Source organism: Candidatus Lariskella endosymbiont of Epinotia ramella (assembly GCF_964019805.1).
Classification (GTDB): domain Bacteria; phylum Pseudomonadota; class Alphaproteobacteria; order Rickettsiales; family Midichloriaceae; genus Lariskella.
Genome location: NZ_OZ026472.1, coordinates 1,503,818 through 1,528,802 on the forward strand (window position 1 = coordinate 1,503,818; position 24,985 = coordinate 1,528,802).

General features: G+C 35.1%; 23 protein-coding genes. 10 read left to right on the plus strand and 13 right to left on the minus strand.

All coding sequences use genetic code 11. From position 1 onward, the window contains the following. The first annotated feature begins 621 nt into the window (after positions 1-621). A complete protein-coding gene (htpG, locus tag AACL20_RS06460) occupies positions 622-2,493 on the plus strand; it encodes a molecular chaperone HtpG (RefSeq protein ID WP_339042691.1) in 1,872 nt (623 codons plus the stop codon). Continuing rightward, positions 2,490-4,133: a PhoPQ-activated protein PqaA family protein gene (locus AACL20_RS06465; RefSeq protein WP_339052094.1), complete on the plus strand. Its 1,644-nt coding sequence runs from the start codon at positions 2,490-2,492 to the stop codon at positions 4,131-4,133. Before htpG ends, AACL20_RS06465 begins: the two co-directional genes overlap by 4 nt. 191 nt (positions 4,134-4,324) lie before the next feature. Here the strand turns inward: AACL20_RS06465 and AACL20_RS06470 are convergent, their stop codons facing one another. The 8 genes from AACL20_RS06470 to AACL20_RS06505 all read right to left on the minus strand — a co-directional run bounded on the left by AACL20_RS06470 (position 4,325) and on the right by AACL20_RS06505 (position 13,186). Then, on the minus strand, positions 4,325-5,191 hold the full coding sequence (locus AACL20_RS06470) for an IS982 family transposase (RefSeq protein WP_339051891.1): 867 nt from the start codon (positions 5,189-5,191) through the stop codon (positions 4,325-4,327). A gap of 308 nt (positions 5,192-5,499) precedes the next feature. Next, positions 5,500-6,267 carry a hypothetical protein gene (locus AACL20_RS06475; protein ID WP_339052095.1) on the minus strand — a complete coding sequence of 256 codons (768 nt, stop codon included), beginning with the start codon at positions 6,265-6,267 and terminating at the stop codon, positions 5,500-5,502. 146 nt (positions 6,268-6,413) lie between these two features. Further along, the gene (locus AACL20_RS06480) at positions 6,414-6,557 is read right to left on the minus strand and encodes a hypothetical protein (protein ID WP_339052096.1); all 144 of its coding nucleotides are present in this window, start codon (positions 6,555-6,557) and stop codon (positions 6,414-6,416) included. A gap of 94 nt (positions 6,558-6,651) precedes the next feature. After that, positions 6,652-7,317, minus strand: coding sequence for an amino acid ABC transporter permease (locus AACL20_RS06485; protein WP_339052097.1), 666 nt, complete (start codon positions 7,315-7,317; stop codon positions 6,652-6,654). 16 nt (positions 7,318-7,333) lie between these two features. Further along, positions 7,334-8,053, minus strand: a complete 720-nt coding sequence (locus AACL20_RS06490) for a VirB8/TrbF family protein (RefSeq protein WP_339052098.1) — start codon at positions 8,051-8,053, stop codon at positions 7,334-7,336. 706 nt (positions 8,054-8,759) lie between these two features. Beyond that, positions 8,760-9,371: a hypothetical protein gene (locus AACL20_RS06495; RefSeq protein WP_339052099.1), complete on the minus strand. Its 612-nt coding sequence runs from the start codon at positions 9,369-9,371 to the stop codon at positions 8,760-8,762. Positions 9,372-10,501: 1,130 nt separating this feature from the next. Further along, positions 10,502-12,526, minus strand: a complete 2,025-nt coding sequence (gene priA, locus AACL20_RS06500; protein WP_339052100.1) for a primosomal protein N' — start codon at positions 12,524-12,526, stop codon at positions 10,502-10,504. A 30-nt stretch (positions 12,527-12,556) separates the two neighbouring features. Beyond that, complete coding sequence (locus AACL20_RS06505; protein ID WP_339041311.1) at positions 12,557-13,186, minus strand: ribonuclease HII; 630 nt, start codon at positions 13,184-13,186, stop codon at positions 12,557-12,559. 418 nt (positions 13,187-13,604) lie between these two features. On the opposite strand from AACL20_RS06505, the gene rimP reads away from it, so the two are divergent. The 8 genes from rimP (at position 13,605) to AACL20_RS06545 (ending at position 20,681) form a co-directional block, all read left to right on the plus strand. Beyond that, on the plus strand, positions 13,605-14,135 hold the full coding sequence (rimP, locus tag AACL20_RS06510) for a ribosome maturation factor RimP (protein WP_339052101.1): 531 nt from the start codon (positions 13,605-13,607) through the stop codon (positions 14,133-14,135). Next, positions 14,122-15,681 carry a transcription termination factor NusA gene (gene nusA / locus AACL20_RS06515; protein ID WP_339052102.1) on the plus strand — a complete coding sequence of 520 codons (1,560 nt, stop codon included), beginning with the start codon at positions 14,122-14,124 and terminating at the stop codon, positions 15,679-15,681. Before rimP ends, nusA begins: the two co-directional genes overlap by 14 nt. Then, complete coding sequence (gene der, locus AACL20_RS06520; protein ID WP_339052103.1) at positions 15,665-17,164, plus strand: ribosome biogenesis GTPase Der; 1,500 nt, start codon at positions 15,665-15,667, stop codon at positions 17,162-17,164. Before nusA ends, der begins: the two co-directional genes overlap by 17 nt. 321 nt (positions 17,165-17,485) lie before the next feature. Beyond that, a complete protein-coding gene (locus tag AACL20_RS06525; RefSeq protein ID WP_339051717.1) occupies positions 17,486-17,932 on the plus strand; it encodes a transposase in 447 nt (148 codons plus the stop codon). Positions 17,933-17,988: 56 nt separating this feature from the next. Then, the gene (locus AACL20_RS06530) at positions 17,989-18,789 is read left to right on the plus strand and encodes a transposase (RefSeq protein WP_339051716.1); all 801 of its coding nucleotides are present in this window, start codon (positions 17,989-17,991) and stop codon (positions 18,787-18,789) included. Positions 18,790-18,999: 210 nt separating this feature from the next. Beyond that, on the plus strand, positions 19,000-19,125 hold the full coding sequence (locus AACL20_RS06535; RefSeq protein ID WP_339052104.1) for a hypothetical protein: 126 nt from the start codon (positions 19,000-19,002) through the stop codon (positions 19,123-19,125). A 37-nt stretch (positions 19,126-19,162) separates the two neighbouring features. Next, positions 19,163-20,274 (plus strand): IS3 family transposase gene (locus AACL20_RS06540; protein WP_339051932.1). Its coding sequence is split into 2 segments (ribosomal slippage): positions 19,163-19,442 and positions 19,442-20,274, totalling 1,113 coding nucleotides; the frame shifts between segments, so codons are not numbered across the junction. A gap of 65 nt (positions 20,275-20,339) precedes the next feature. Beyond that, positions 20,340-20,681 (plus strand): transposase, encoded by a 342-nt coding sequence (locus tag AACL20_RS06545; RefSeq protein ID WP_339052105.1) that lies wholly within the window; start codon positions 20,340-20,342, stop codon positions 20,679-20,681. Positions 20,682-20,703: 22 nt separating this feature from the next. Here the strand turns inward: AACL20_RS06545 and AACL20_RS06550 are convergent, their stop codons facing one another. The 5 genes from AACL20_RS06550 to dksA form a co-directional block, all read right to left on the minus strand. After that, complete coding sequence (locus tag AACL20_RS06550) at positions 20,704-21,162, minus strand: transposase (RefSeq protein ID WP_339052106.1); 459 nt, start codon at positions 21,160-21,162, stop codon at positions 20,704-20,706. Between the two features lie 187 nt (positions 21,163-21,349). Further along, entirely contained in the window at positions 21,350-22,078 is a 729-nt protein-coding gene (gene lptB, locus AACL20_RS06555) for an LPS export ABC transporter ATP-binding protein (protein ID WP_339052107.1), read from the minus strand. 32 nt (positions 22,079-22,110) lie between these two features. Continuing rightward, positions 22,111-22,683, minus strand: a complete 573-nt coding sequence (locus AACL20_RS06560; RefSeq protein WP_339052108.1) for an SspB family protein — start codon at positions 22,681-22,683, stop codon at positions 22,111-22,113. A gap of 28 nt (positions 22,684-22,711) precedes the next feature. Continuing rightward, complete coding sequence (locus tag AACL20_RS06565) at positions 22,712-24,148, minus strand: NADP-dependent isocitrate dehydrogenase (RefSeq protein WP_339052109.1); 1,437 nt, start codon at positions 24,146-24,148, stop codon at positions 22,712-22,714. Between the two features lie 238 nt (positions 24,149-24,386). Next, on the minus strand, positions 24,387-24,809 hold the full coding sequence (gene dksA / locus AACL20_RS06570) for an RNA polymerase-binding protein DksA (RefSeq protein WP_339042718.1): 423 nt from the start codon (positions 24,807-24,809) through the stop codon (positions 24,387-24,389). Positions 24,810-24,985: the final 176 nt, after the last annotated feature.

Sequence of the window (24,985 nt, forward strand, 5' to 3'; positions counted from 1 at the left end):
ATAAAGTAACTTGTAAAAAGTGTAATGCATTAATATGTTCCACGTGGAACATATTTTTGATATTTAAACGTATATAGCTAAAGCACTATAAAATAGGGATGGCAAGCGAGTATTTAGAATAAATTTTTATTTGCTTGTAATCTGTAATATAACTGTTATTTCAGGCAAAAAGCTGACTTCAAATTTATCAAAAAGATAAAAATTTAGCATGACTTTTTTACGGTGCTTTAGCCATATATTGCAAAGCATTATACATAATTGAATTTTACAATTTATTATTAATTATATAAAGTTAGGCTTCAGCAGGAACTAGAAATAATATAGACGTATATGTATATAAAATACATAAGGAGCAAAACATTTTAAATGCACCAATTTTATTAGGGTGTCAATTTTACAAACTTTTTATTATGCTCAACTGATAAAATTAGCTTTAGACATAAATAGTTTGTAATCAAAATATTCTTTCTAATATAAAACTTCCTATAAAGCACACGCATGAGGATTTTAATAGCACGATTTTTTTAAAGTACAAGTGAGTTTCTAAAGTACTTTTATCATGTTCCACGTGGAACATTGTGATACATACCGTAGTTAATTAAATAAACAATGAATATCTCTATGAGTACTACCAACCATATACAAAATAAAAAGTTTGATGCAGAGATAGGGAAAGTACTGCACTTAATGATACATTCTTTATATACAAATAAAGAAATTTTCTTACGTGAATTGATATCAAATGCTTCAGATGCATGTGATAAATTTCGCTATGAGATGACACAAAACTCACAACTCGGCTCTGAAGAAGTATTAAAAATCACTATAAAAATAGATCAATCCAAACAAACTCTAACCATTTCTGATAATGGCATCGGAATGAATGAGATTGATTTGATAGAAAATTTGGGCAGAATTGCAAGTTCTGGCACTCAGAGATTTTTAGAGCAACTTGGTAAAAACGGTAATGATCTCAGCTTAATAGGGCAGTTCGGCGTAGGGTTTTATTCTATATTCATGGTAGCAGACACAGTAAAAGTGTATTCCACTAAATTCTCTGAGCAAAAAACTTATCTATGGGAATCTGACGGCAAAGAAGGATATAAAATTACAACTTTAGAAGAACAAATGCCACATGGAACATCTATAGAATTACATATCAAACCTTCAGATGTCGAGTTCCTAGAATCATATAGAATCAAATATATAATCAACACATACTCTGATCATATAGACTTTCCAATAGAGCTTATAGAAAATGATGGAGAGCCAGAAGTAATTAATTCTTCTTCCCCAATCTGGACTAGACCTAAATCAGAGATTTCAGACGAACAGTATGTAAATTTCTACCACAAAGTGGCACATATGCCTGGTGAACCATTATTTACAATTCATAATAAAGTGGAAGGAAATCTTGAATATATTAATCTACTTTTTATCCCAAAACAGGCTCCATTTGATTTATTTCATCCAGATAGAAGTGCACGAGTGAAACTTTATGTAAAGAAAGTTTTCATCACAGATGACGTTGATGTAATCCCAAGATATATGAGGTTTTTGAGAGGTATCATAGATTCCAGCGACCTACCTCTCAACATTAGCAGAGAAACTTTGCAACAAAACGCAACTGTACATAAAATTCGCAAATCAGTTGTAAAAAGAGTACTAAGCACATTAAAGCAAGCATCAAAAGAAAATCCGGAATTATATAAGGAATTTTGGATGAGCTTTGGTGAAGTTATGAAAGAAGGCTTATGTGAACCTGCGTTGGAAGAAAAAGAGGATTTGCTTGATGCATGTAGATTTTATTCAACTAAATCTGGTGATGAGTTCATTGACCTAAGTACATATGTAGATAGAATGCATTCGGAACAGAGCGAAATTTATTATATTACAGGACAAAACTTGGATGTACTTCGTCAAAATCCGCAACTTGAAGGATTTGCAAAACGTAACATAGAAGTCTTACTTTTGACTGATCATGTAGATGAATTCTGGGTAAATGTTATTTCTCAATATAAAAACAAGTTTATGAAATCTATTTTGGTTTCCGATATTAATTTAGACGAAATACAAAAATTACCAGAAGACAGTAAAAGCACAGCTAGCAATCATAATGACGCTGAGCAGGAAGCACTAAAGGCATATATCAAAAATGTATTAGGCGATAGAATAAAAGATGTCAGACTTTCTACTAAGCTTGTAGAAAGTCCAGCTTGTCTTGCTATTTCTGAAGGAAGCATGAATATCAAGATGGAAAATTTATTAATTGAACAAAAACAATTAAACAAACGCTCTGCTAAAATTTTAGAGGTAAATGCACTGCATCCATTGCTTATAAAGATTATGAAAAGTGTATCGGAAGGTTTAGCTGGAGAAAGAGAATCTGAAATGGTGGAAATAATTTTTGGGCAGGCATGTTTAATAGCAGGGGAACCAATAAGTAATCCAGTAGATTTTGTGACAAAATTAAATAAATTATTAATTACATGATAGATTCTTCGCCAGATATTGGAAAACTTGGTGTACATAATCAGAATTTCATAGTAGAAGAGCGTTGTATAAAATCTGATTTTACAAAATCTCAAAACGCATTTTTCTCTTCTGCAGAAAAGAAAAACAAGTTAAGTACAAACTCAGAATTTCAAAACATACTTAGCTCTTTTATAAAAAGAGAAGATGGTGCTTACAACTTCAAACGCATAAGCACAAGCATCGCAGATGGTGTAGAAATACACACCTACACTCTTTCATCGCAATTTTGGCCAATAGAAAATCAAAATGATCCTGCATTTTTATGGAATCATAGGTTAATTATTTACAAGCCTGATAATGTTTTACACAACACTGCCTTTATGTATGTAAACGGTGGTAACAACATAGATGAAAAAGGAAATGAGACATTTCAAGATTCTCCTGAACAGCTAGATTTTATAGGGCTTGCAAAGAGAAATAACATAATTGTTGTTAATTTACTCAATGTTCCAAACCAATATATTTTTTTCGGAGATCAAGCTTCTCCTCTTCCTAAACGTGAGGATCAAATACTGGCGTACACATATAGAAAAGTAATGGAAGATCCTGCACAAAATGCATATCTCGCTGGTCACCTGCCAATGGCTAAATCTATAGTGAAAGGAATGGATGCTGTAGAAGACATAGTATCATTAGAGTTTCGTATAGAAATCAAAAATTTTATATTATCTGGAGCTTCAAAAAGAGGGTGGGCTGCGTGGCTTGCCGCACTTGAGGATGAACGTGTTTCTGCATTGATGCCAGTTGTAATAGATATTCTAAACGTAAGAAAAAATATACACCATATTTGTTCTGTATATGGTGGCACATGTCCTATCGCTCTTAAAGATTATATAAATGAAGGAGTAATAGAGGCTCTGCAATCGAAAAACGGCGAGTATTTAATGGATATAGAAGATCCATTAAGCTACCTTAAACCTGAATATGATACGAAATATTTAAATAGGCTTGGAATAGCAAAATATATAATAAATGCAAGTGGAGATGATTTTTTTACGCCTGATTCTTCGCGCTTCTACTTTAACATACTACCGGGGAAAGAAAATTATATTAGGTATATTCCAAACGCTGCTCACTACTTGCTTGGAGGGAAAATAGGTACACTGTTAAAAACAGATGTGGTCGTACAAGATGCTGTTGAGAGATACCTATCTTTGCAATTAAATAAAGTTGCATTGCCGCAAGTTTCTTGGGAGTTTTTCCCTTCACAAATTGTGTTACACTCTTCTGCAGCTCCACAAAATGTAAAACTCTGGAGAGCTTATAATGAAGAGTCTAGAGATTTTAGATGTCTTCAGATTAATCATTCTCCTTATCAAAAGCTTAGCCTTTGGTATTTTTTCGCCAAGAAATATATTGCTTCATGGTTTACAGAGAAACTTTGTGACGCACAATATTCTTCTATAAATATTGATTATCAATGTGACGGCATTTCACAATGTGTTATAACAGCAGAGTTACCTAAAATAACAAGAGGATTTCAAGCTGCATTTTTAGAAATAGATTATTTTTTAGATGATATGAATCCATTTACTATTACTACAGAAGTGAATATTGCTGGAGTAACTGACACTCCTTACAAAGTCACTATTGACTAACCTTTAAAATTGTTTATATTTTGCTTGCAATTTTAGAAGGATAAAATAATAAACAAGGACTTTTTAAAGTCCTTGCATCATCACTCTAAGGAATATAGGATTTATCTTGATCTGCAGAAAAATTGACAAAATTGCCAAAAACCTTATGGATTTTATGAAACTATAACGCCAATTCTGGATAAGGCTATATTTTACAAGGGATGAAAGTTAAAATTTAAAGATGGTTTGTTTTTCTTGAAGGCATAAGCAACAAGAGCAGCAAGAATATTAACAAATGCGTTAATAGGAGATCTGTGCCTTGTATGCTCGATATTCATTTTATTTTTTAAATAATCGAATACAGTTTCTATTATAGTTTGTTTTCGGAGTAAAATTTTATCTCTGAGGGTCATTAATTTGTTTTGCATGTTTTTTCTTATGCTATGCACCATTTTAAGACCTCTTTCATACAAATTGAGAAACAGATTTTGCTTTATATAGCCTTTATCTACGTAAACTGTACCAAGCAAATCTTTTGTTAATTTGGGAACTGGGACTCTATCATCTACATTTCCTTTTGTGATCTGCAAAGCAACAAATTCGCCTTTTTCATTGATAATTAAATGTAATTTAAATCCATAAAAATAACCCATGGTGGACTTGCTATATTTGGCGATGCCTTTAAAAACTTTATTACTAGATTGTCTTTTTGCGTGACAAACTTTAATCGGCGTAGAATCCATAAAATACACACCTGTTTTCTCGCCGAATAATAAGTGCAGGAGTATATTTAATGGCATAAAAAGTCTTGTCATCAGCGCAATAAAGCGATTATAGCTTACAGCTTTTGGGAAATCATTCTTATGAAGATATTCCACATATGTTTTATAAAAATACTTAAAATTCTTTGAATGCGATGTGTGATACATTATCACAATTGTCAGCATTTCACTAAGGCTCATTGAGCATAAACGATTCCTCTGAGCAAAAGACGGCAATAACTTGCTCTTCTCATGCGCAGAATAAATTTTGCAAAAATCATCTACAAAACAATATAATTCTGTTATATCTTTCTTCATACCTGTGCCATGCTTCTTCTATAAAAAAATTATGTAGCACAGGTATTATCTATTGTATACCTACCTTATATAACTTCCAAAAAATATAGCCTTATCCAGAATTGGCGTTATAGTTATTTGAGTTGCATTAGCCTATGCATTAAGTTATAAGGAAAGCTAAAATGCGCACAAGTCACTATGGTATAGATTTAAGAGAGAAAGTAATAAGCTTCATAGAATCGGGTAACGCCAAGTCTGTTGCATCTCGACACATTAGATGGCTTCTTCTCAAGCGTGCTAATCTAACTCAAATAACTATAGCTAACCCATTATATTCCTTGCATAGAATTTTGAAGTGAAGTTGTAATTTCTCTGCCATTTATATATTCACCTAGCATATCTCTTGCAAATGCAATGGTGATTTCTCTTCTTTTTTCAAGAGCAATTCTATCAAAATATTCTACTATATCCAATATGCTGGAAAAACTGCCTTCAATTCTACAACTTATATATTCTATCACATTTAATGAGACAGAAATCTGTTTATCTGAAAAATGTTTTATCAATAGCGCTTTGATCAGATCTAAACAAGGAGTTTTAATAAAAATATGATATGTCGAGTTTATTCTTGATTTCAGATCTGGAATTAAGCACTGTAATGGCGAGGCTGTCGTCATCAATAATGATATCTCATTTTCAAGTGCAAAGTTTATCAAGTAAAGTAGGGCTCTTTCGTCACTACATGTTTCCACATTTTCGAAAATGAGGTTCTTACTATATTCTAAGCTTAGTAAATTAGTTTGTTGACCTACATACACGGCATTTTTTCGTGTGCCCCAAATGTTCGCTAAATGGCTTTTTCCACTACCTTTTTCTCCTACTATAATTAACCTATTATGCGGCCAAATATTATCCCGTGTCACAGCATTGTACGCTTCTAAATTGCAAAGCGATACAACGAAATCATATGGATTATAATTAGATTTATAGACCAGAGGTAAAACTTGCTGTGTATATTCCATCTTTTTGACAACTACTCTACTTAGATTTATAGATATTAAAGGCATGGCCAATATACTAGTTACGCCTTGTGTCATAACTCTAAGGAATATGGGATTTATCTTGACCTGCAAGTCATCATGGCGCACCGAAAACCCAGCAAAAAATGGCAAAATTGCCAAAAACCTTATGGATTTGGTTAAGTAGTCGTTGCAAGGTACAGGATAAATTATATATCCGAAAATTAGCGCATGGTAATTCTAAAAGCTAATTTTTGTATATTTAATTCTCCACAAAAATTTATTTGCGTAGCAAACTGATTTTTGACAAACAGACTCATTTGAAAACGAGTGTACTGACCAAATGAGCTTTTTAGCAAAAACTTCATCCAAGTCTGATACTCGCATATTCATGCTATAATAAAATACATACAGCAGTATAGTTAAATCATTACTTTTGCTGCAAATAATGCAATTCAATATCTAGTAACTTAATTTCTTTTCAATTTGTTTTCCTATATACTCTATGATTAGGACGAATATATAATAGTAAACACCTGCGATCAATAGAGGTGTAAAAAAGGTAAATTGTTCTGCTGCGATAGCTTGTGACCTTCTCATTATATCCATTGCTCCTATTGTTCCTATTAGAGCAGTTTCCTTAAGCAACGCGATAATTTCATTTATCATAGAAGGCAAAATATTACGTATAACTTGCGGGAGTATTATGTCACGCCACATATAGAAATTCGGTATTCGCAAGGTTTGGGCGGCTTCAAACTGCCCTTTGGGAAGATATTCTATTCCAGCTCTTAGAATCTCTGCGACGTAAGCTGCGCTATTAAAACCAAATGTTAATATTCCAGCAAGCACAACGCTCATTTTTATTCCTAGGAATGAAGGAATTGCAAAGTAAACAAAGCTTAACTGTAAAATTACAGGCGTACCTCTTATCACAGAAATAACCGCACTTATACTTCTTATGCAAATATTTTTATGTCTCATGACGGCCAGTAGCGTTCCTAGTAGTATACCTACAAATGCAGCGGAGAAAAGGATTTGCAAAGTTACAACTGCACCAACGCCTATCAAGAGAAACTGAGAGCCAATATCCCAAAAATAACTTTTTATAGATTCTATATACTGCATAAGTAATGACAGATTATCAAGATGAATGCAAATTGCAAGATGAGCTGTAAGACGTTACCATAAACTTTAAAGCAACACTTTTATCTATCACTTTTTCTATATCTGTCAAACTAAATATTAATTCTGCAGTACATTTTGAAACCACTGTGCTGTTATATGAAAGCTCAGTAATGAGAAAGTCCACCGTGGCTCTAAAGGGGCGATTATAGTATTCAAAGAACTTTACATCCTTAACACTTACGTCTTTTCTTGTTTGTGTTTTGTACTTTAATACAGGGCTATCAGGATTTTGTCTTGTATCCATATAATTCAAAAACTCAGAAAGCACTTTTTTTGAAGAATTACTCTGTAAAAATGCTATTTTCTGATCCCAACTTTCTTTATTTGAATATTCTTCGTATTTATAGCTTTCTCTAGATTGAATATACGCAGTTATCATATATCTTGCAACGGATTTATCTATACTATCTCCTAAGTGTGATATAGAGTGAATCCTAGTGACATAATTAACTTGATCGTCTGTATAAGAAACTAATGGATATTGTTCAATAGAATAACGTGCTCTTGCCAGGTGTATAGCAACAATAGCAGCAACAAGTGCTAACAGTGTTACTATAAACATATATGTGAATTGTGTGTAATAAGAAAGATATCTGGATGTATGCCAATCCAAGGCAGCTTTAAAATAGCGCCCTGTTTCTATCTCATCATCAATGTTGAGCTCAGTCTTTTCCATTCCTAGGCTTAAGTAATATAAATATAGCTTCGTATCAAAATCCGAAATACCAAGTCTTCATTTACCTGTGATATATATGGTAATATGCATTATTCTAAAAAACCAAATACTCTATTGCAATACTATTTAACTGCTTTCTTCTAATTGCTTTGTGTATCTTTATTGCAGTGCCTGCAAACAAAGTGCTTGTGTAAGAATTTTAATGGCATGATTTTTTAGAGTAGTAGTTAATTTCTGAATCAAATATTATATATTTACAAAAAAATTAACGAAGTAATACTTGAAAATCAGGCCAAAGGAGTCTGCGCAAATGACTTGACTGGCAGGGCCTACTATATAGTTTAATGCAGAGTTTGCCATTTATATAAATTACTTGCATTACAATAGACTTCTTCTTCACACTCGGTTGCGAGGCAAGTGCAAGGAGCATACGAAAGCGCAAGTGTACAAGAAGCACATGAGCATACTATGTATGCTCAGGATGCAACAAAGCAATTGTCAAGCTGTAACAAACGTTTGAAGAAGAAATCCAATAAAAATTCTACATGCCAGACCTAGCATCTGCATTTGGAAGCATAGATAATAAGCTATATGATAAATCTGCCACATATTTTCCTGAGTCTCAATTAAATCTTAATTTAATTGAAGCATGATAACAAACATTGACCTAATGCTATAACTTATAGCATTAGGTCACATCGGTCATTTATGATATAGCACAGGAAGCTTTTACGTGATGTTGTACTTCTGCGTGATGTTCTGGATTAGGATCTAGTTCTAGTGCATGTTCTAGTGTTGCACCAGAAGTTTGCCCAGAGCTAGAACTTTGTTCTTGGTTAGTAGGATTTAGTGCCACATGGTTTGCAATAACCGCAGCACTCGTCAATTGAGCATTTGGAATATTATTAACTTCTACTTGCGATACTGTTTGATTAGTAGGCTGCTGTATAATATTACGTAAAGCATTACATATTTCTTCTGAAATCTTGTTAGCTTGCTGATATTTTGAGTCGCTAGTTTCTTTATCCATGTCTTGGTTACCTCCTTCATTTATAGTGCTGCAAGTAGAAGCACTCCCAACGGCACTAGTTTCATCATTTAGATCGATTTCTGCTAGCGCTGCTCCCAAAGCTGCTGTGTTAACTTGGCCATGCTCAAGATCAGTCTGAACAACTTGAGTGCCGGACTCTATTGTAACACTATTCTCCTGATTTGTGTTGTCTTGATTTCGCAAAGTATAAAATTTTTTTAAACAGTTCCAAAATGCATCTTTAAAACGTTGTAACAAATCAACAACTGGTTGTTTTAACAAAATCATAACTACCTCCTTGCTTTTATCCAATACATCAGCCTTCTGCAGACAGTAAAATCAAACGAGTAGTAGCATTTTAATGATAAGACACATAAATTAGTCCTTATAACACAAGCTGTAACAATTGTGTATATACTCGTTATGCTTCAAAATTGGGGCCTTTAGAATGCTCCTTATGTCTTTTGTTTCAAACAAACACTTGGCGCACCATTCTTCATAGCTCTTTTTGATTTCTAACTTCGTATGCACGCAAGTTAAATAGCAACTCTTCATTTATCAGAGGTATAGAAGCAAGTCATCGTTCACAGGTTAATCTCAAGTATAGAGCACAAAATTTATCAAGTGCAGGAAAACCAAGGTATGCGTTTATGAAAACCTTACATAGCAAGGCTGCAAATGCATGTGAACAATATGCACATACTGCAGGAACCACTTTGCATAGATCAATTGTTCCTGTTTTCTACTGAGCTTAAAATTGCACGATCTTAGCATACTAACAACTTCTAAAGAAGTGTGTTATCAAAAGTCAGATTCAAAATATTTTAACTTAAATAACAACTACAGTCGAAAATCTCTTTCATTTTACTGTTTAGCATTCGTCTTAGATATCGGATTTTTACTGAAATGACTATAAAAGCTCATGACTGCGATGCACCAACGGCTTTATGTTGATATTGCAGTGCATAAAAAGCGCTTTGGCCAACACTAACTGTCTTGGCGCATCGAATAGTATTTGTCATGCTGCTCCACAAGCACCTGTATAATAATTTTAACACACAGAAAACCTAGCAATTGCTTGGCAATTCCACGCATCGAATATAACAGCGCAGCAAGAGATGCCACAGTCTGTATATAATTTATCTTATATTGATTTATTTATTTTGTTAAGTTTTTTTAAATAGCAGCAATCATTATTACATTTTTTTATACCTCACAAGAAATTGATACATAGGATAAATTTTATGCAGCTTATTTACACCAAATCCTACAAATAACAACATATAGTCGCTACGTATTCTTTAGAAAATTTAAGATGTAATTTGATTGAGGCATACTAGAAGTACAACGACTAGGAGCGCACTTAAATTTTCTAAAAAGACGAACTAAAGCGTCCTGTTATTTAGGGAGAGTTGGTATTATATAAAAGTATATGGATCTATATCTATTTTAATCTTAATACAATTTTGTTGCGGAAGTGAGCCGATAAACTTTTGTACCATATTTTGTATGTTTATCGGTTTTGGAGTTCCTACTCTATTTTTAGAGTGATGCGTTGGAACTCTTGCTATTACTCTATATCTATACATTGATCTTAGCTTAAATATTGGAGCGGGAGTGGGACCTAGCATATATTCAGTATCTATTCTAACGCTACGTATAAACTCAAGAAGTTTTGATTCATTAGCGCATGAAAAAGTTATAAGCGCAAGCCTCGCAAAAGGAGGCATCATAGCTAATTCCCTATCATTTAGTTCAGACCTTAAAAATCCTTCTCTATCATACAAAGCTATATTCTGTAGTACTACACTATTTGGCATATATGCTTGCAGGCAAACTACGCCTTTCGTACTTTCTCTCCCAGCTCTTCCTGACACTTGATGTATCAATTGATATGTCTTTTCAAGACTTCGTGGATCGCAGCTGAAGCTTCCTGCGTCTGCGTCAATAACACCAACTAAATGCAAGTCCTTAAAATGCAATCCTTTTGCAATAATCTGCGTGCCTATTATAATGTCAATATCTCTATTATGTATTGCATTAATCATTGCAGATGCAGTCTTGTGATTCGTTGCAGTATCGCTGGTGAAAACAGCTATTCTCGCACCTGGAAATAAAGATTTTAATTCCTCCTCTACTCTTTCTATTCCAGGGCCATAGACCAAGATTTGTTTGTGTCCACCACAGCTTTGACAGGAATTTGTATTAAGTATGTTATATCCACAATAATGGCATTGTAATATGTTCTTTTGTTTATGTAGCACAAGATAAAAATTACAATTTTTGCATTCTGCTTTGCTACCACATATTTTACAGATGCTGAGAGGTGCGTAGCCCCTTCTATTTAAAAATATTATGCTTTGTTTCTTTGCTTCTAAAGTATTTAATATTTGCCGCTTTAAAGCCGATGAAATCCAACTACCTTTTGGCAAAATTTCACTATTCATATCGATAATCTTTACCTCAGGCATTTCTACACGCGAAAATCTTTCTGGTAGATGAGTATGCTTATACTTTCCGTTTTTTGCGTTGCAATATGTCTCTATTGATGGAGTTGCTGAGGCTAATACTATAGGAATTGACTCAAGCTTTGCTCTGAATACAGCCATATCTCTTGCGTGGTATATCTGCCCTTCTTCTTGTTTGAATGATGAGTCGTGTTCTTCGTCAACTACGATCAATCCTAGATTTGAGAATGGCAAAAATAAGGCGCTTCTTGCACCAATGACGATGATACTCTCGCCACGAAGTGCAGCTTGCCAAGTGAGTTTTTTATTCTTTGCAGTAACAGAAGAATGCCATTGTGAAACTTGCTGCGTTTTAAATCTGTATTTTAATTTTTCAAAAAGACTAGTGCTGAGTACTATTTCTGGCAGCAATACTAAGATCTGCTTTTTCAGAACAACCATACGGTCTATTACAGCACAATAAACTTCAGTCTTTCCAGATCCTGTGACGCCATCCAGGAGTGTTGCACAAAACTCCTTGGAATTAAACAGTATTTGATCCGCAGCAGTTTTTTGGGCGCTGGAAAGAGCAATAGTTTTTTGATATTCATCCATGTCACTGTGATCAGGCGCACTTTCCTGCTCTTTTACATCTAAATCCAGAAATTTCTGGGACTTTGGCATAGATAACTTCAAAGCCATTCCAAGTGGCATCATATTATACTCAGCAACACGTTCTATGAACTTCATAAATGTTTGTGTTACCTTACAAGCAAGGTATACCTTGATCACTTGTTTAATCAGCCTTTTATCGCTATTTTCTTCCGACTTGGTTGTTTTGATAGCCCATATTATGCCTAATATTTCCTTACTTTTAAACGGAACTAATACAAAACACCCAACTAGATCCGAGTCATTCAGGAGTATTTCCTCACTTATTGTATAATCAAATAGCTTATTAAATGGCAGAGGTACTAATACAGAAACTAATCGCATATGATAAATTATTGTGTAAGATAATTAGTTCTAAATGATTTTGCGCAAGAATAAAGAGCGGTGGTATTTCACACTGCCGAATTTTTTAATCGCATTGATGTGCTCGAAAGTTCCATACCCCTTATTCTTAAGCCAAGAATAGTGAGGAAATTCTTTGCCAAGTAATAGCATTATCTCATCTCTTATTACTTTCGCAACTATAGATGCTGAGGCAATCGCTAATGATTTCATGTCTCCGCCTACAATACATCTAGTTTTATCAGAAAGCTGAGGTTGATTAAATGGATTGGCATTACCATCCACCAAAATCACTTTGTCAGAGTAATCAAGTTTTAAAACGGCTCTCAACATAGCAAGATGCGTTGCTTCTCGGATATTTAGCTTATTTATTTCTTCAACACTGCTAAGACAAGCTGCCCATTTCGATACTTTTATAATACGTTCAAATAAGCACTGCCTTTGCTTCTCAGAAAGTTTTTTTGAATCTTTTATTCCGTAAATATCTGGATTTTTTTCGAAAAAAACAGCTGCAGCGACAATAGGGCCTGCAAGTGCACCTCTTCCTACTTCGTCGATTCCTATGACGCCACTTTCAAACTGATTATCGATAGATTGTTTGTTTAATTCTACCACTTCTTTAGTTCGCTTTATGGATTTCATAGATTGGTTCATCAACGTAATATGCGTTTCTTTCCTTATATATACCGCAGGTAAATAATATGTACATATGAAGTTAAACTTCAAAAAGAGTTAGGAAGAAATAAGGTGGCATGTGTATGGATCAATACTTAACGAGCGATCTAACGACACAAATTTTGAAATGTATGGCGAGTATACCTTTTCATTTACTCGAGGTATATAAGGAAAGTTTATGATGTGTAAATATAAAATTCATTAGTAATACCAACTCCCCACAAATAATAGATGACCTGCTGTTTGTTCGATGTGACTTTTCAATAATTTTCTAATTTTCTGTTGACGCCATATAGTGATTAGAGTATCATTCGCTTTACAGGTCATAAGGCTGGTGTTTTCACCAGCCTTATTTTTTTGTAGCAAGCATAGGTTAGTTAAGAAAATGTTGGTTTTTAAAACTCAGCTGGAGAGAGAAGTACTAGAGCTTTTGGAAAGTTCCATAAAAGCCATGGGGTACTGTGCGCTGCGCGTTAGAATTAATCAGGGAAAAAAGAGTAAAACATTACAGTTGATGATTGAAAGAATGGACTCTACCCAGGTGTCGGTTGAGGATTGCGAAAAGGTGAGTAAACAAGCTTCTGTATTGCTTGATTTGCATGAACCTATGAGAGATAGATATTACCTTGAGGTAAGCTCTCCTGGTATTGATAGGCCGCTTACAAGATACGAAGATTTCTCTACATATGAAGGAAATAATGTTAAAATCATTTTAAATCATCCTATTGATAATCAGAGAAAGTTTCTTGGAAAACTATGCGGTCTCAAAGGAGATAATGTTCTGTTGCAACAGCAAAGTGTTAGTGTAGAATTAATAGAAATTCCAGTATCCAATATATCGGAAGCCAATATAGAAAGTAATATGCTAAGAAAAGTTAGATTAAATAGATCACGGGGGAGAAATGCAACCAAGTAGCTTTGCAAATAACGAGATTATACAAGTTGCCGAGGCTGTAGCTAGAGAAAAGTCTATCCCGAAAGAAAAAATTATAGATGCTCTTGAAGAGGCAATGAGAGTTGCTGCCTATAGAAAGTATGGTAGAGAACATAAGATCTGTGCATCCATAGACCGCAAAACAGGAGCTATACATCTATATAGAGAGCTACTTGTAGTAGATGATAGAGATGAGTTAAATAGTAATATGCCTGAACAAACAGAAGATGGGGCAGCGCAAATGCAGATGATTACCTTGCAGAATGCAAGGTATAAAAATCCTGATGCTCTACCAGGCGATATTTTAAAAGATTCTCTTCCACCTCTTGACCTTGCTAGGCTTGCCGCTCAATCTGCGAAGCAAGTAATAATATCCAAGATTAAAGAGATAGAAAGAGAACAACAATATGAGGATTTCCAAAACAGAGTAGGTGATATATTACACGGTATTGTTGATAAAGTTGAACATAATAGGATTGTAGTAAAAATTGGGAATGCAGATGCTGTGCTGAGACGTGATCAAATGCTGAAGGCTGATCATTACAAACAAGGTGAGAGAATAAAAGCATACTTGCTTGAGTTAGATCGTTATGGTAAAGGTCCACAGATAATTTTGTCTAGAACAGATAAGCAGTTTATAGTTAAATTGTTTGCCCATGAAGTGCCTGAGATTTATGAAGGCATAATACAAGTGAAGTCTGTTGCTCGCGATCCAGGGTCACGTGCAAAGGTTGCTGTATTCAGTCCAGAATCTGCAATAGATCCTATAGGTTCTTGCGTCGGCATGCGTGGAGCAAGGGTGCAAGCTATTACCGCAGAGTTAAAAGGAGAAAAGATAGATGTTATCGAATGGTCATCCGATCCTGCAACGTTAGCGATCAGAGCTCTTGCTCCTGCTTCTGCAACAAAAGTGATAATTGATGAGGATAATAGGAAATTAGAAGTTGTTGTCCCGACTGATCAACAAAGCATAGCAATAGGTAGGCAAGGACAGAATGTAAGACTAGCTTCAGAACTGATAGGTTGGAAGATTGATATATTAACCGAAGCAAATGAAATTAAGCGTAGACAGGATGAGTTCAACGGCGCTACAGACTTGTTTGTTGAGGCCCTATATTTAGATAATCTGCTTGCACAGCTTCTTGCTTCGGAAGGTTTTGTGTCTATTGAAGATGTTGCAGAGGCAGATATAGGATATCTTTCAAGCATACAGGGGTTGAATGAAGAAATTGTCACGGAACTAGTTGCACGTGCCAGAGAATATATCAAATTAAATGCAGAGTCGAAAGAGTCTCAAGTAGATATTCCAGAAGAGAAAGAATCTTTGCCAGACACCAGTATATTTACAGATATTGGTATTACTCCTGAGTTTGCAGCTAGATTGATCGCCTCTGGTGTGGGGAATATGACAGAGCTTGCTGACCTATCACGTGATGAGCTAGTGGAGTTGATTCCTGATCATAATCTTTCGATTGAGCAAATAGATGATATAATTATGTCCGCAAGGAAGCATGTCTATTTTTCCTAAGGTTGTAATCGTTGGAAACCCAAACGTAGGAAAGTCCACCCTGTTTAATAGAATGGTACAAAAGAAAGCTGCTATAGTCACAGATGTTCCAGGGACTACAAGAGATTTTAATTCCTGCAACGTAACTTTTGCAGATTATCATTTTACTGTTATTGACACTGCTGGTTGGGAGCTTTTGCGTGGAGATGTAATAAAAAGCCAGATGCGAAGCAGTACTGAACAAGCTCTTGGAGATGCAGACATAGTCATGTTTGTTGTCGACGGGAGATGCGAGCTCTCTGCTGCCGATACTGAACTTGCTGGAGTTGTACTGAGATCTTCTAAAAAGGCACTACTTATTGTGAACAAAAGCGAAGCTGGTTTTAAGCTTGACACAAATGAGTTATATAAGCTTGGCTTTGGAGAACCTATCTTTATATCAGCAGAACATAAATTAGGTTTCCAAGAATTATACCTGGGATTAATTGAAAAAATAGAACAATTTCATAGTCTGCATGGTATCAATATTAGTAATGAGATGCAGGAAGAATGCATAGAGCAGGATGAACTTCTATTAAGTGCTAAAGCAGTATCTAGCGAGGACAAACTGCTTCAGTCAAGTGAGCCAGAAAAACCCAAGGCAGAATATAGCAAAGAACAGCAGTGGAGCTATGATAAAAAAATGCCACGCTTTGCACTAGTTGGAAGGCCAAATGTTGGGAAGTCCACATTATTTAATAAAATTATTGGCGCCAGGCGTAGTATAGTATCTGAAGTAGCTGGCACAACACGTGATATCGTGAGTCATGATATAGCCTTTGATGGAAAGATTATCACGTTACTTGATACTGCCGGCCTTAGAAAACAAAATAAAATTGATGAGACTGTAGAAGAGTTATCCATAGAAAAAACAAAAGAAGCCATATCAAAAAGTTGTGTACTCTGCCTTGTAGTTAGCGCACCACAGATGTTTGAAAGTCAAGATATTGCAATAGCACAGCTAATCATTGATGCCGGGAAGGGATTAGTTTTAATTGTTAATAAGTGTGATTTGATAAAAGATTTGAATAGCTTGAGAGAGGAAACACAATTTCATGTAAAAAAATATATTTCATCTGTGCATGATATTCCAATAATATTTACATCAGGGCTGAATAGCTCAAAACCTATTTGTAATGAGATATTGCAAAAGGTTCTGGAGACTTTCTCTAAGTGGAATTCACGCTTTTCTACATGGCAATTAAATAAATGGCTTAAGCAAGCAATTCAAATCCACACTCCGAGCCGCGCTTCATCTGGAAGATCCATTAGGTTAAAATACATAACACAAACAAGAACATGCCCTCCAACTTTCGCACTTTTTACTAACTATCCAAATGATATCGATGGGCAGTATGTGCGCTATTTATCTAATTCTTTTGCCAAACACTTCCATTTATCTGGCACTCCGATAAAATTATTGTTCAAGAAAACTAGCAATCCATATGTGAAAAATAGTCATTAAGTATGGCAAAAGTGTATATACTTTTAAAAAATGAAGAAGTGATATTGATAGTCAAGGAAATTGAAAACTTTGCAATTAAAAAGCTAGCACGTCCATCCGCCAAAAGTATGTATTTTAGCTTTTGAAATGCCTTGATACAGCTTATATATTGTGCATTTTATTACTCAGCTGATGGCATCTGTGTCAATCTGTTGTGATTTTTTAGTACACGCACCAAAAGTCTTGGAAGAGGCATAAAATAATGTTTAGAGTATCAAAATAGTGTTTTTAATCCGTAAGAAAATGTTATAATATCCCAAAAAACTTACGGATTTGTATTATATGCCATCAGAAGAAGTGCAAATTAATAATACTCAAAGTAGAATATTTGAGGAGAGATTATCTAATAGTTTGAATCCCAAACACAAGTTATATAAATTAAGATCGATAGTTGATTGGTGTGGTCTTGATGAGCGAATTTTTGGTAAAGTTTCTGTGAAACGATATGGTAGAAGCCGTAAAGACCGTCGTGTTATGCTTGGTTTGTTTATGTTGCAAGCCATTTCAAGTGCCTCTGATTGTTATACTGAGGAGGAGCTTCAGGAAAATTCCTATTGGCAGTATTTTTGTGGATATGACTATTTCAAAAATGACATAATTGTATCTGAAAGTTGCATAAGAAGATTTCGTCAAGCTTTAGGAGAATCTGGGTGTCGTGAGATATTAAAGGAGCTTGTCAGAATAGGCTGTAAGATTGGCACAGTTAAAAAAAAGATTTGGCAGCCGTGATTATTGATACGACAGTTCAGCCAAAGCATATAAAACATCCACATGATTGTCATCTAATGGAAAAGGCGCGTTTTCAGATAGTTGAGCTTTGCAAGGATCAAGGTATATCGCTAAATGATACATATGCAAAGTACTACAAGCGTGGAATAATGAAGGTTTGGAAATATCGTGATGATAGCAAGTCCAAAAAGCGGATTAATCAGATGAAGAAGCTGAAAAGCAGGCTTGGCCGTCTAATAAGATTTTGCCATCGTGGTATTGCAAAACTGTCATTGACTATTTCACCAGAAGCCGCAGCAATTCTAGAAAAAGCTAATATGATCTATAATCAATCTGTACTTTGCAAACGTGCCAAAGAGGATTACAAAAAAGAAAATAAGGTACTATATAGTTTCCATGAACCTGCTGTTGAGTGCATAGGCAAAGGCAAATTGCACAAACCATACGAATTCGGCAACAAGGTTGGTATAGCGGTGAGTGGCAGAGGTAATTTCATAGTTGGAATAAAGTCATTTCATGGAAATCCATACGATGGACATACACTATCTGAGATGGTTGATGAGGTGAAAAAGGTTGCAGAAGATCCCAAAAAGATATTTGTGGACCTTGGTTACCGAGGTAATAATTTAAAGTCCAAAAGCAAAGTATATACGCCATATACCAAGAAAAGCCTTAGTTTTGCTGATAAAAAGATGATGAAGCGAAGAAGTGCAATTGAGCCTATAATCGGACATTTGAAGCATTTTGGTCGTCTTGGACGTAATTATCTGCGAGGTATAATAGGAGATATAATAAATCCATTCATATCAGCCATAGGCATGAATCTGAAGGCGATAGAGCGCACCTTATCTGGCTAATCACCTGAATTTAAACATATCAAAATCAAATGCTACAAAGTGGCAATAGAGGACGCATGCTTAAAACGCAGCATTTTGAACGCCTTACAGACATTTTTCCCGTTCTGCCATAAAAAATCACAATAAATTGACACAGGTACCATTACATGAGCAGCAAAACACACAATATAAAGTTGTAACAAGGCATTTCAAAAGCTAAAATCCATACTTTTGGCGGATGGACTAGAGCACCAAGAGGAGAGAAAGTATATGGAAATATTAATGGTTCCAGAAAAAGAAGGTTCTATAATGGCCCCAAGAAACGAACCAGAAAAAATAAAACAACCGATTTTTTGATAGTAAAATGAATCAAAAATAGGATTAAGTTAGTAGTATGAGTAAAAAGAAAAATTATACGGCTGAATTTAAGGCAAAAGTGGCTCTAGATGCCATACAAAGTCAAAAGGGGAAAGCTGAAATATGTAGTGAATACAAAATTCCTGCAACTAATTTATATGACTGGAAAGATAAGGCTATCAGGGATTTGTATCAGCTTTTTATTCCAGAAAGTGAGTATACAAAAAAGCAAAAACTCTCTGAGCAAGAAATAGAAAAATTGCATAAAATTATTGGCGAGATAAGCATTGAAAATAATTTTCTCAAAAAAAAATTGCAGAAATAAATTATGAAGAGAGAAAAAATATGTTAGAAATTTGTGCTGATATTTCTATAAGAAGACAAGCTGAGTTGCTGAATATTCCTAGAACTAAGTTGTATTACAAGCCAGTGATAAGTGATGAAAGTGAGATTGCAAATCTCATTAGGGAAATTTATTTATTATCAGATTGTAGATACGGGTATCGCAAGATAACAGCTGATTTGCATAACCAAGGTAAGATCATCAATGCTAAAAAGGTACTGAGAATAATGCAAGAAATGGAGATAGAAGGCTTATATCCTAAGAGCTATAGAAATACTACTATAAAGAATCCTGAACATAAAATTTATCCTTATTTACTATCAGGAATTGAAATCAATAGGATAAATCAAGTATGGGCAAGTGATATTACATATATAAAAATTAATGGCAAGTTCATGTATTTCACGGCTATTATTGATTTACACAGTAGATATATTATAGGCTATGATTTATCATATTCTCTGGAAGCAGGATTTTGCATAGCATTATTAGAAAGGGCATTGGCAACAAGAGTTCCAGAGATATTTAATACTGATCAAGGTTCGCAATATACCAGTAGTGAATTTATACAAAAATTACAACTAAAAAATGTAAGCATCAGTATGGATCATGTTGGCAGGTGTTTTGATAATATATATGTAGAAAGACTTTGGAGAACTTTAAAGCAAGAAGTGATCTATTATTATAGACCTGATGATATAGGCAGCTTGGAAAAAAGGATAGAAGAATTTGTACCTTGGTATAACAACACAAGGTTACATCAAGCTTTAAAATATAGAACACCAGCTTCTATATATTTAAGCTAATTTTTTGCTAAAAAATCGGAGCATTTAAAACAAATGGTTTGAATTAAGGGTGCAGTATATTCAGTGTGATTGGTGGATTGATGAATCGTACTTTCATTGCGCCATCCACCTTTGAAGGATCTTGTAATAGTGATGTGTTCAATGCTTGGTTAGAGCATGTTTTGATACCTTTAGTACCAACTGCTAGCACTATAATAATGGATAACGCTGCATTCCATAAATCGGCCAAGACAAAGCAGATTATTATGGATTCTGGATGTCATATTCTCTTCTTACCGGCATATTCACCTGATATGAATCCAATAGAGAATTGCTGGCATACCTTAAAGGCAAAAATTAGAACTGCTACAAATGATATCGCTGATAATCTTTTGAAAACTCTTCATAATTGTTTATTAGATATGTAGGAAAATACTATAATATAACTTACTATCGAGGTTGTAACATATACGTGAATTTAAAAGCAAAATCTATTCTTTGGTAGCAATGCCAATAAAAATACACAATATAAAGCTGTACCAAACTCATCCCCTTGGCATACAGAGATATTATCTTTTGATCTAAACCATCTATTCTTGTTTGATTCTTGGAGACAATTACAGGTGCAAATTTACCTTCTCTATCTCGCGGAATATTTAACTCGATACTGCCATTCTCAGTAATCAAATTCTTATTATAATGACCATTCCTGCAATTCTCAGTTTCAGACCTATCATATTTGTTATAACCTAAGTGTTCAGACATTTCTGCCTGCAAGGCTCTCTCCAAAATACTCTTCGTTAATTCCTTAATCAATCCATCCTGCTTCAGTACTGTCTTTAAATCCGCTCCTCCTTCTATCAGTAAATCTATCGCTTCATTTATTTTCTTATTCTTTTCTGTCTTCATTCTAATTACCTATATTCTTTATTAATTCCAAATATAGGCTCTACTATAATTTACACAATCTTTGATAAAGACTCTCATCTAAGGGCAAGTGATAATAGCAAGTCTCTGCGTCAAAATTTGATTTGTTATAAATTTTTGGCAGATGGACTAGTTATGACGCAGGCGACCAGCAACACGCTCGGACAGATTACATCATTCCGCTGCGAGTTGCAGATTGTCCAAGATATAGCTTTTGCACACGAATATCACTTATTATTTCTTTTGGCGTGCCATGTGCTAGCACAGAGCCGTCATATATAACATAGCATCGCCCCACTAATTGCAGCATTTCGTGTACATTGTGATCTGTAATAAGTATGCCGATGCCTTTGTCTTTCAGCTTTGCAATTATTTGTTTAATTTCCTCAACAGCCAATGGATCAACACCAGCTAGCGGCTCATCCAACAGTATATATTTTGGATTGGAAGCAAGACAACGTGCAATTTCGACTCTTCTACGTTCTCCACCTGAGAGTACAGCGCCTCTAACGTTTCTTATATGTTCGAGTGAAAATTCAGTAAGCAATGACTCTAAAATCTTCTCTCTCTGAACTATGCTGGGCTCAGCAAATTCCAAAATTGCCATGATGTTTTCTGCGACTGTAAGGCCTACAAACACTGACGATTCTTGTGGAAGGTAACCAAGACCAAGCTGTGCTCTACGATAAATAGGGGCTTGTGTAACATTTTGCCCATCTATGAATACATCCCCTGAATCTGGGAGTATAAAGCCTGCTATAGTCAAGAAAGAAGTGGTCTTGCCAGCTCCATTTGGTCCCAGCAACCCAACTACCTCCGACTTACCAATATTGATATTTACATTCCTTACTATTTTCTTTCCATCATAACTTTTGGATATATGCTGAGCTGATAACATTTAATGTTGATACGGATATATACTTAATTTTTTTATTTTTTATTTCTTTTACGTCTAAACTCATCCAGCGATACAACATTATCCATATTCCCACCATTATTATTCACGCTCAAATTTGAATGAGGCACCTTATGGTCATCAGGGTAATGTAGATGTTGAACTGCAAGCGCAACATTTATATCATCTTCATTTTCCACTCCATTGTTTGCTTTAAACGTTGGATATAATGTTTGGTCAAATCCAGTTTGTGCAGAAAATTCTAAACAAAACTGTACGCTTGGATCAGCAAAAGTTGTCACAGCCGCAAATGGAACAACTATCTTTTCTGGCACTCCTCCAAAACTAAGGATTACCTCAAAATATCCTCTATGAACAGTTAAACCACGAAATTGATATTGAAGCACTATCATCATTTCATTAGGGTACTGATTGCGCAACCCTTCTGAAATCATAACACCTGGATGTTTCGTTAAGAAAGATATCATAAAATGATGATCTCCTATTAAGCCATGCTGCTCCACTATTTTCAGCGCTTTGTAAACTATGAAGTACATTGCTTCGTCAACCAGCTGGCTGTAATCTATTACTTTATCATTTATAGACATATCCCCCTCCTCTTGATAGCTATTTAAATTACTCACCTTGAGATTTTGTAAAGCCAGGAGCTCCAGAATACTCATATAAAGTGTGCGTCATAGCAATTCTAATTTTGCTTTCTAATAAATATCTTTGCAATTCTATTAAATCAAGCTCTGTTAGCTGAACGTTATCACTTGCAAAGAATCTTAACCTCATCATATAGCTGCCAGTATCTTCAACTTCTGCTTCGGGCCAAACTATCAGACCTCTTTGTGAGATTGTCTGAAGGCTAAGCACACTACTTGCAGCTTTTGCTATATCCGCCATCTTATTTACTCCAAGATCTGTATCTTGAATATATACGTCAATTCCAATTAGTTCCTGTGTTTCATTAGGTGGCATTTGAGTCACAATGTTCACCTTAGCACTGTTGCTGGAAACTGCTGCACTTAGCTGCTTTGGTTCCCTGCCAAGACAGCGTACTACAGCTGCTGCAAACTCGCTAGTAGATACTTTCTCAGCACTAGTCTCTGAATCATATATATCGGCGGTGTGTATACCACTTTCTATAACATTTAGCCAGGCATTTCGTATTTTTGTCCCAACATCCATCTGCCCTAAGTACTCTAGCATTAAAATAGACGCATTCAAAAGACCAGAAGGGTTTGCGACATTACGCCCCGCTATATCAGGTGCAGAGCCATGTACAGCCTCAAACATCGCATAGTTTGTTCCTATATTTGCACTTCCTGCCATGCCAACAGAACCAGAAACCTCAGATGCAATATCTGATATAATATCACCATAAAGATTTAATGTTACTATCACATCAAAAATCTCAGGCTTAGCAGCAATTCTCGCCGAACCTATATCTATTATGTAATGATCTGCCTGGATCTCTGGATATTCCTGAGCTATAGATTTGAAGAGAAGATGAAACGTCCCATCTGTCATCTTCATTATATTATCCTTACTCATGCATGTTACTTTCTTTCTTCCTGCACTTCTAGCATATTCGAATGCATATCGAATAATCTTCTGGCAACCTTGTGTTGAAATCAGCTTTAAGCTTAGTAAGCTACTTTGTGTTGATCTATATTCTATGCCAGCATATAAATCTTCTTCATTTTCTCTAACAATCACAATATCCATTTTGGGATGTAAACTACGTACGAATGGATGATAAGAAACTACGGGTCTTACATTTGCAAACAACCCCAAGGATTTACGAAAAGTTACGTTCAAACTTTTGTAACCTTTTCCTTGAGGAGTTGTGATTGGAGCTTTTAATAATATTTTGTTTTTCTTGATCTTATTCCAAGCATCTTTTGAAATACCAGAAGAGATGCCACTATTATAAACATTCTCTCCGATTTCTACATATTCAAAATCTAGAGGTGCTCCTGCTGCCTCCAAAATTTGCAACACCGCTTCTGTAATTTCAGGGCCGACTCCATCACCCCTTGCGACAGTAATAGTAAGATTAGACATAATAGACTAAAGACCTCACAGACTTTTGCACCAGTAGTAAAATGCGTACTTCAAACTACGGCTGTCGTGGTATATAAGTAAGACACAAGCCCACAAAAGAAGCACAAGACTATCACGATGGTAGCTGATCTCAACATCACAATCAATGCATATTTAAAGAATGAACAGCAAATTCGCAAAGCATCCTGCTTAAAATATGCTCTAGAATGAGAAATCAAGCGATAAATTGAGAAACAAATTATTCCTCACTATGCGTACGCTCAAATTTCTCGTGTTTTTCTTGCGCTTCTATCGAAAGTGTTGCGACTGGCCTTGCTTCAAGACGTTTTAGTCCTATTGGCTTATCTGTTTCTTCGCAGTACCCATATTCCATGTTTTCTATTCTGAGAAGTGCATCATCTATCTTTGCTATAAGCTTCCTATATCTGTCTTTAGTACGGAGCTCAAGACCAGCATCAGCTTCAACAGCGGCTCGATCATTAAAATCTGGATTGTTCCAATTCTCTTCCTTGAGATATGAAGCCGCATTCATCAACTCTTTCTGTAGAGCATCCTTCCATCCTAAAAGCTTCTGCCTGAAATATTCTAGCTGAAAGGGATTCATATACTCTTCGTCCTCGGACGGTTTGTAATTTTGTGGTAATTCCACGATTTGCTTCAACATTTTTCTTCACATTAAGGATATAATAAGAAATTAGCCATAAACAAGAAAGTTAGTGACAATATTTACCATAAAAGTTCTGCTAGATATAGTAATACCAGACATGAAACTATAGGTAACAGTCTAATTCACACAACATAGGCAATGGCAAAACTCTGTCCGAACAGAAATCTACC

Coding starts and splice junctions, on each gene's coding strand:
- AACL20_RS06470 (WP_339051891.1), bottom strand. CDS start 5,191: ATGAAGAAAGATATAACAGAATTATATTGTTTTGTAGATGATTTTTGC.
- AACL20_RS06560 (WP_339052108.1), bottom strand. CDS start 22,683: ATGTCTATAAATGATAAAGTAATAGATTACAGCCAGCTGGTTGACGAA.
- AACL20_RS06480 (WP_339052096.1), bottom strand. CDS start 6,557: ATGAAGTTTTTGCTAAAAAGCTCATTTGGTCAGTACACTCGTTTTCAA.
- AACL20_RS06465 (WP_339052094.1), top strand. CDS start 2,490: ATGATAGATTCTTCGCCAGATATTGGAAAACTTGGTGTACATAATCAG.
- nusA (WP_339052102.1), top strand. CDS start 14,122: ATGCAACCAAGTAGCTTTGCAAATAACGAGATTATACAAGTTGCCGAG.
- AACL20_RS06490 (WP_339052098.1), bottom strand. CDS start 8,053: ATGGAAAAGACTGAGCTCAACATTGATGATGAGATAGAAACAGGGCGC.
- AACL20_RS06485 (WP_339052097.1), bottom strand. CDS start 7,317: ATGCAGTATATAGAATCTATAAAAAGTTATTTTTGGGATATTGGCTCT.
- priA (WP_339052100.1), bottom strand. CDS start 12,526: ATGCGATTAGTTTCTGTATTAGTACCTCTGCCATTTAATAAGCTATTT.
- der (WP_339052103.1), top strand. CDS start 15,665: ATGTCTATTTTTCCTAAGGTTGTAATCGTTGGAAACCCAAACGTAGGA.
- AACL20_RS06505 (WP_339041311.1), bottom strand. CDS start 13,186: ATGAAATCCATAAAGCGAACTAAAGAAGTGGTAGAATTAAACAAACAA.
- rimP (WP_339052101.1), top strand. CDS start 13,605: ATGTTGGTTTTTAAAACTCAGCTGGAGAGAGAAGTACTAGAGCTTTTG.
- AACL20_RS06475 (WP_339052095.1), bottom strand. CDS start 6,267: ATGACACAAGGCGTAACTAGTATATTGGCCATGCCTTTAATATCTATA.
- AACL20_RS06565 (WP_339052109.1), bottom strand. CDS start 24,148: ATGTCTAATCTTACTATTACTGTCGCAAGGGGTGATGGAGTCGGCCCT.
- AACL20_RS06525 (WP_339051717.1), top strand. CDS start 17,486: ATGCCATCAGAAGAAGTGCAAATTAATAATACTCAAAGTAGAATATTT.
- AACL20_RS06550 (WP_339052106.1), bottom strand. CDS start 21,162: ATGAAGACAGAAAAGAATAAGAAAATAAATGAAGCGATAGATTTACTG.
- htpG (WP_339042691.1), top strand. CDS start 622: ATGAGTACTACCAACCATATACAAAATAAAAAGTTTGATGCAGAGATA.
- lptB (WP_339052107.1), bottom strand. CDS start 22,078: ATGTTATCAGCTCAGCATATATCCAAAAGTTATGATGGAAAGAAAATA.
- AACL20_RS06495 (WP_339052099.1), bottom strand. CDS start 9,371: ATGATTTTGTTAAAACAACCAGTTGTTGATTTGTTACAACGTTTTAAA.
- AACL20_RS06530 (WP_339051716.1), top strand. CDS start 17,989: ATGGAAAAGGCGCGTTTTCAGATAGTTGAGCTTTGCAAGGATCAAGGT.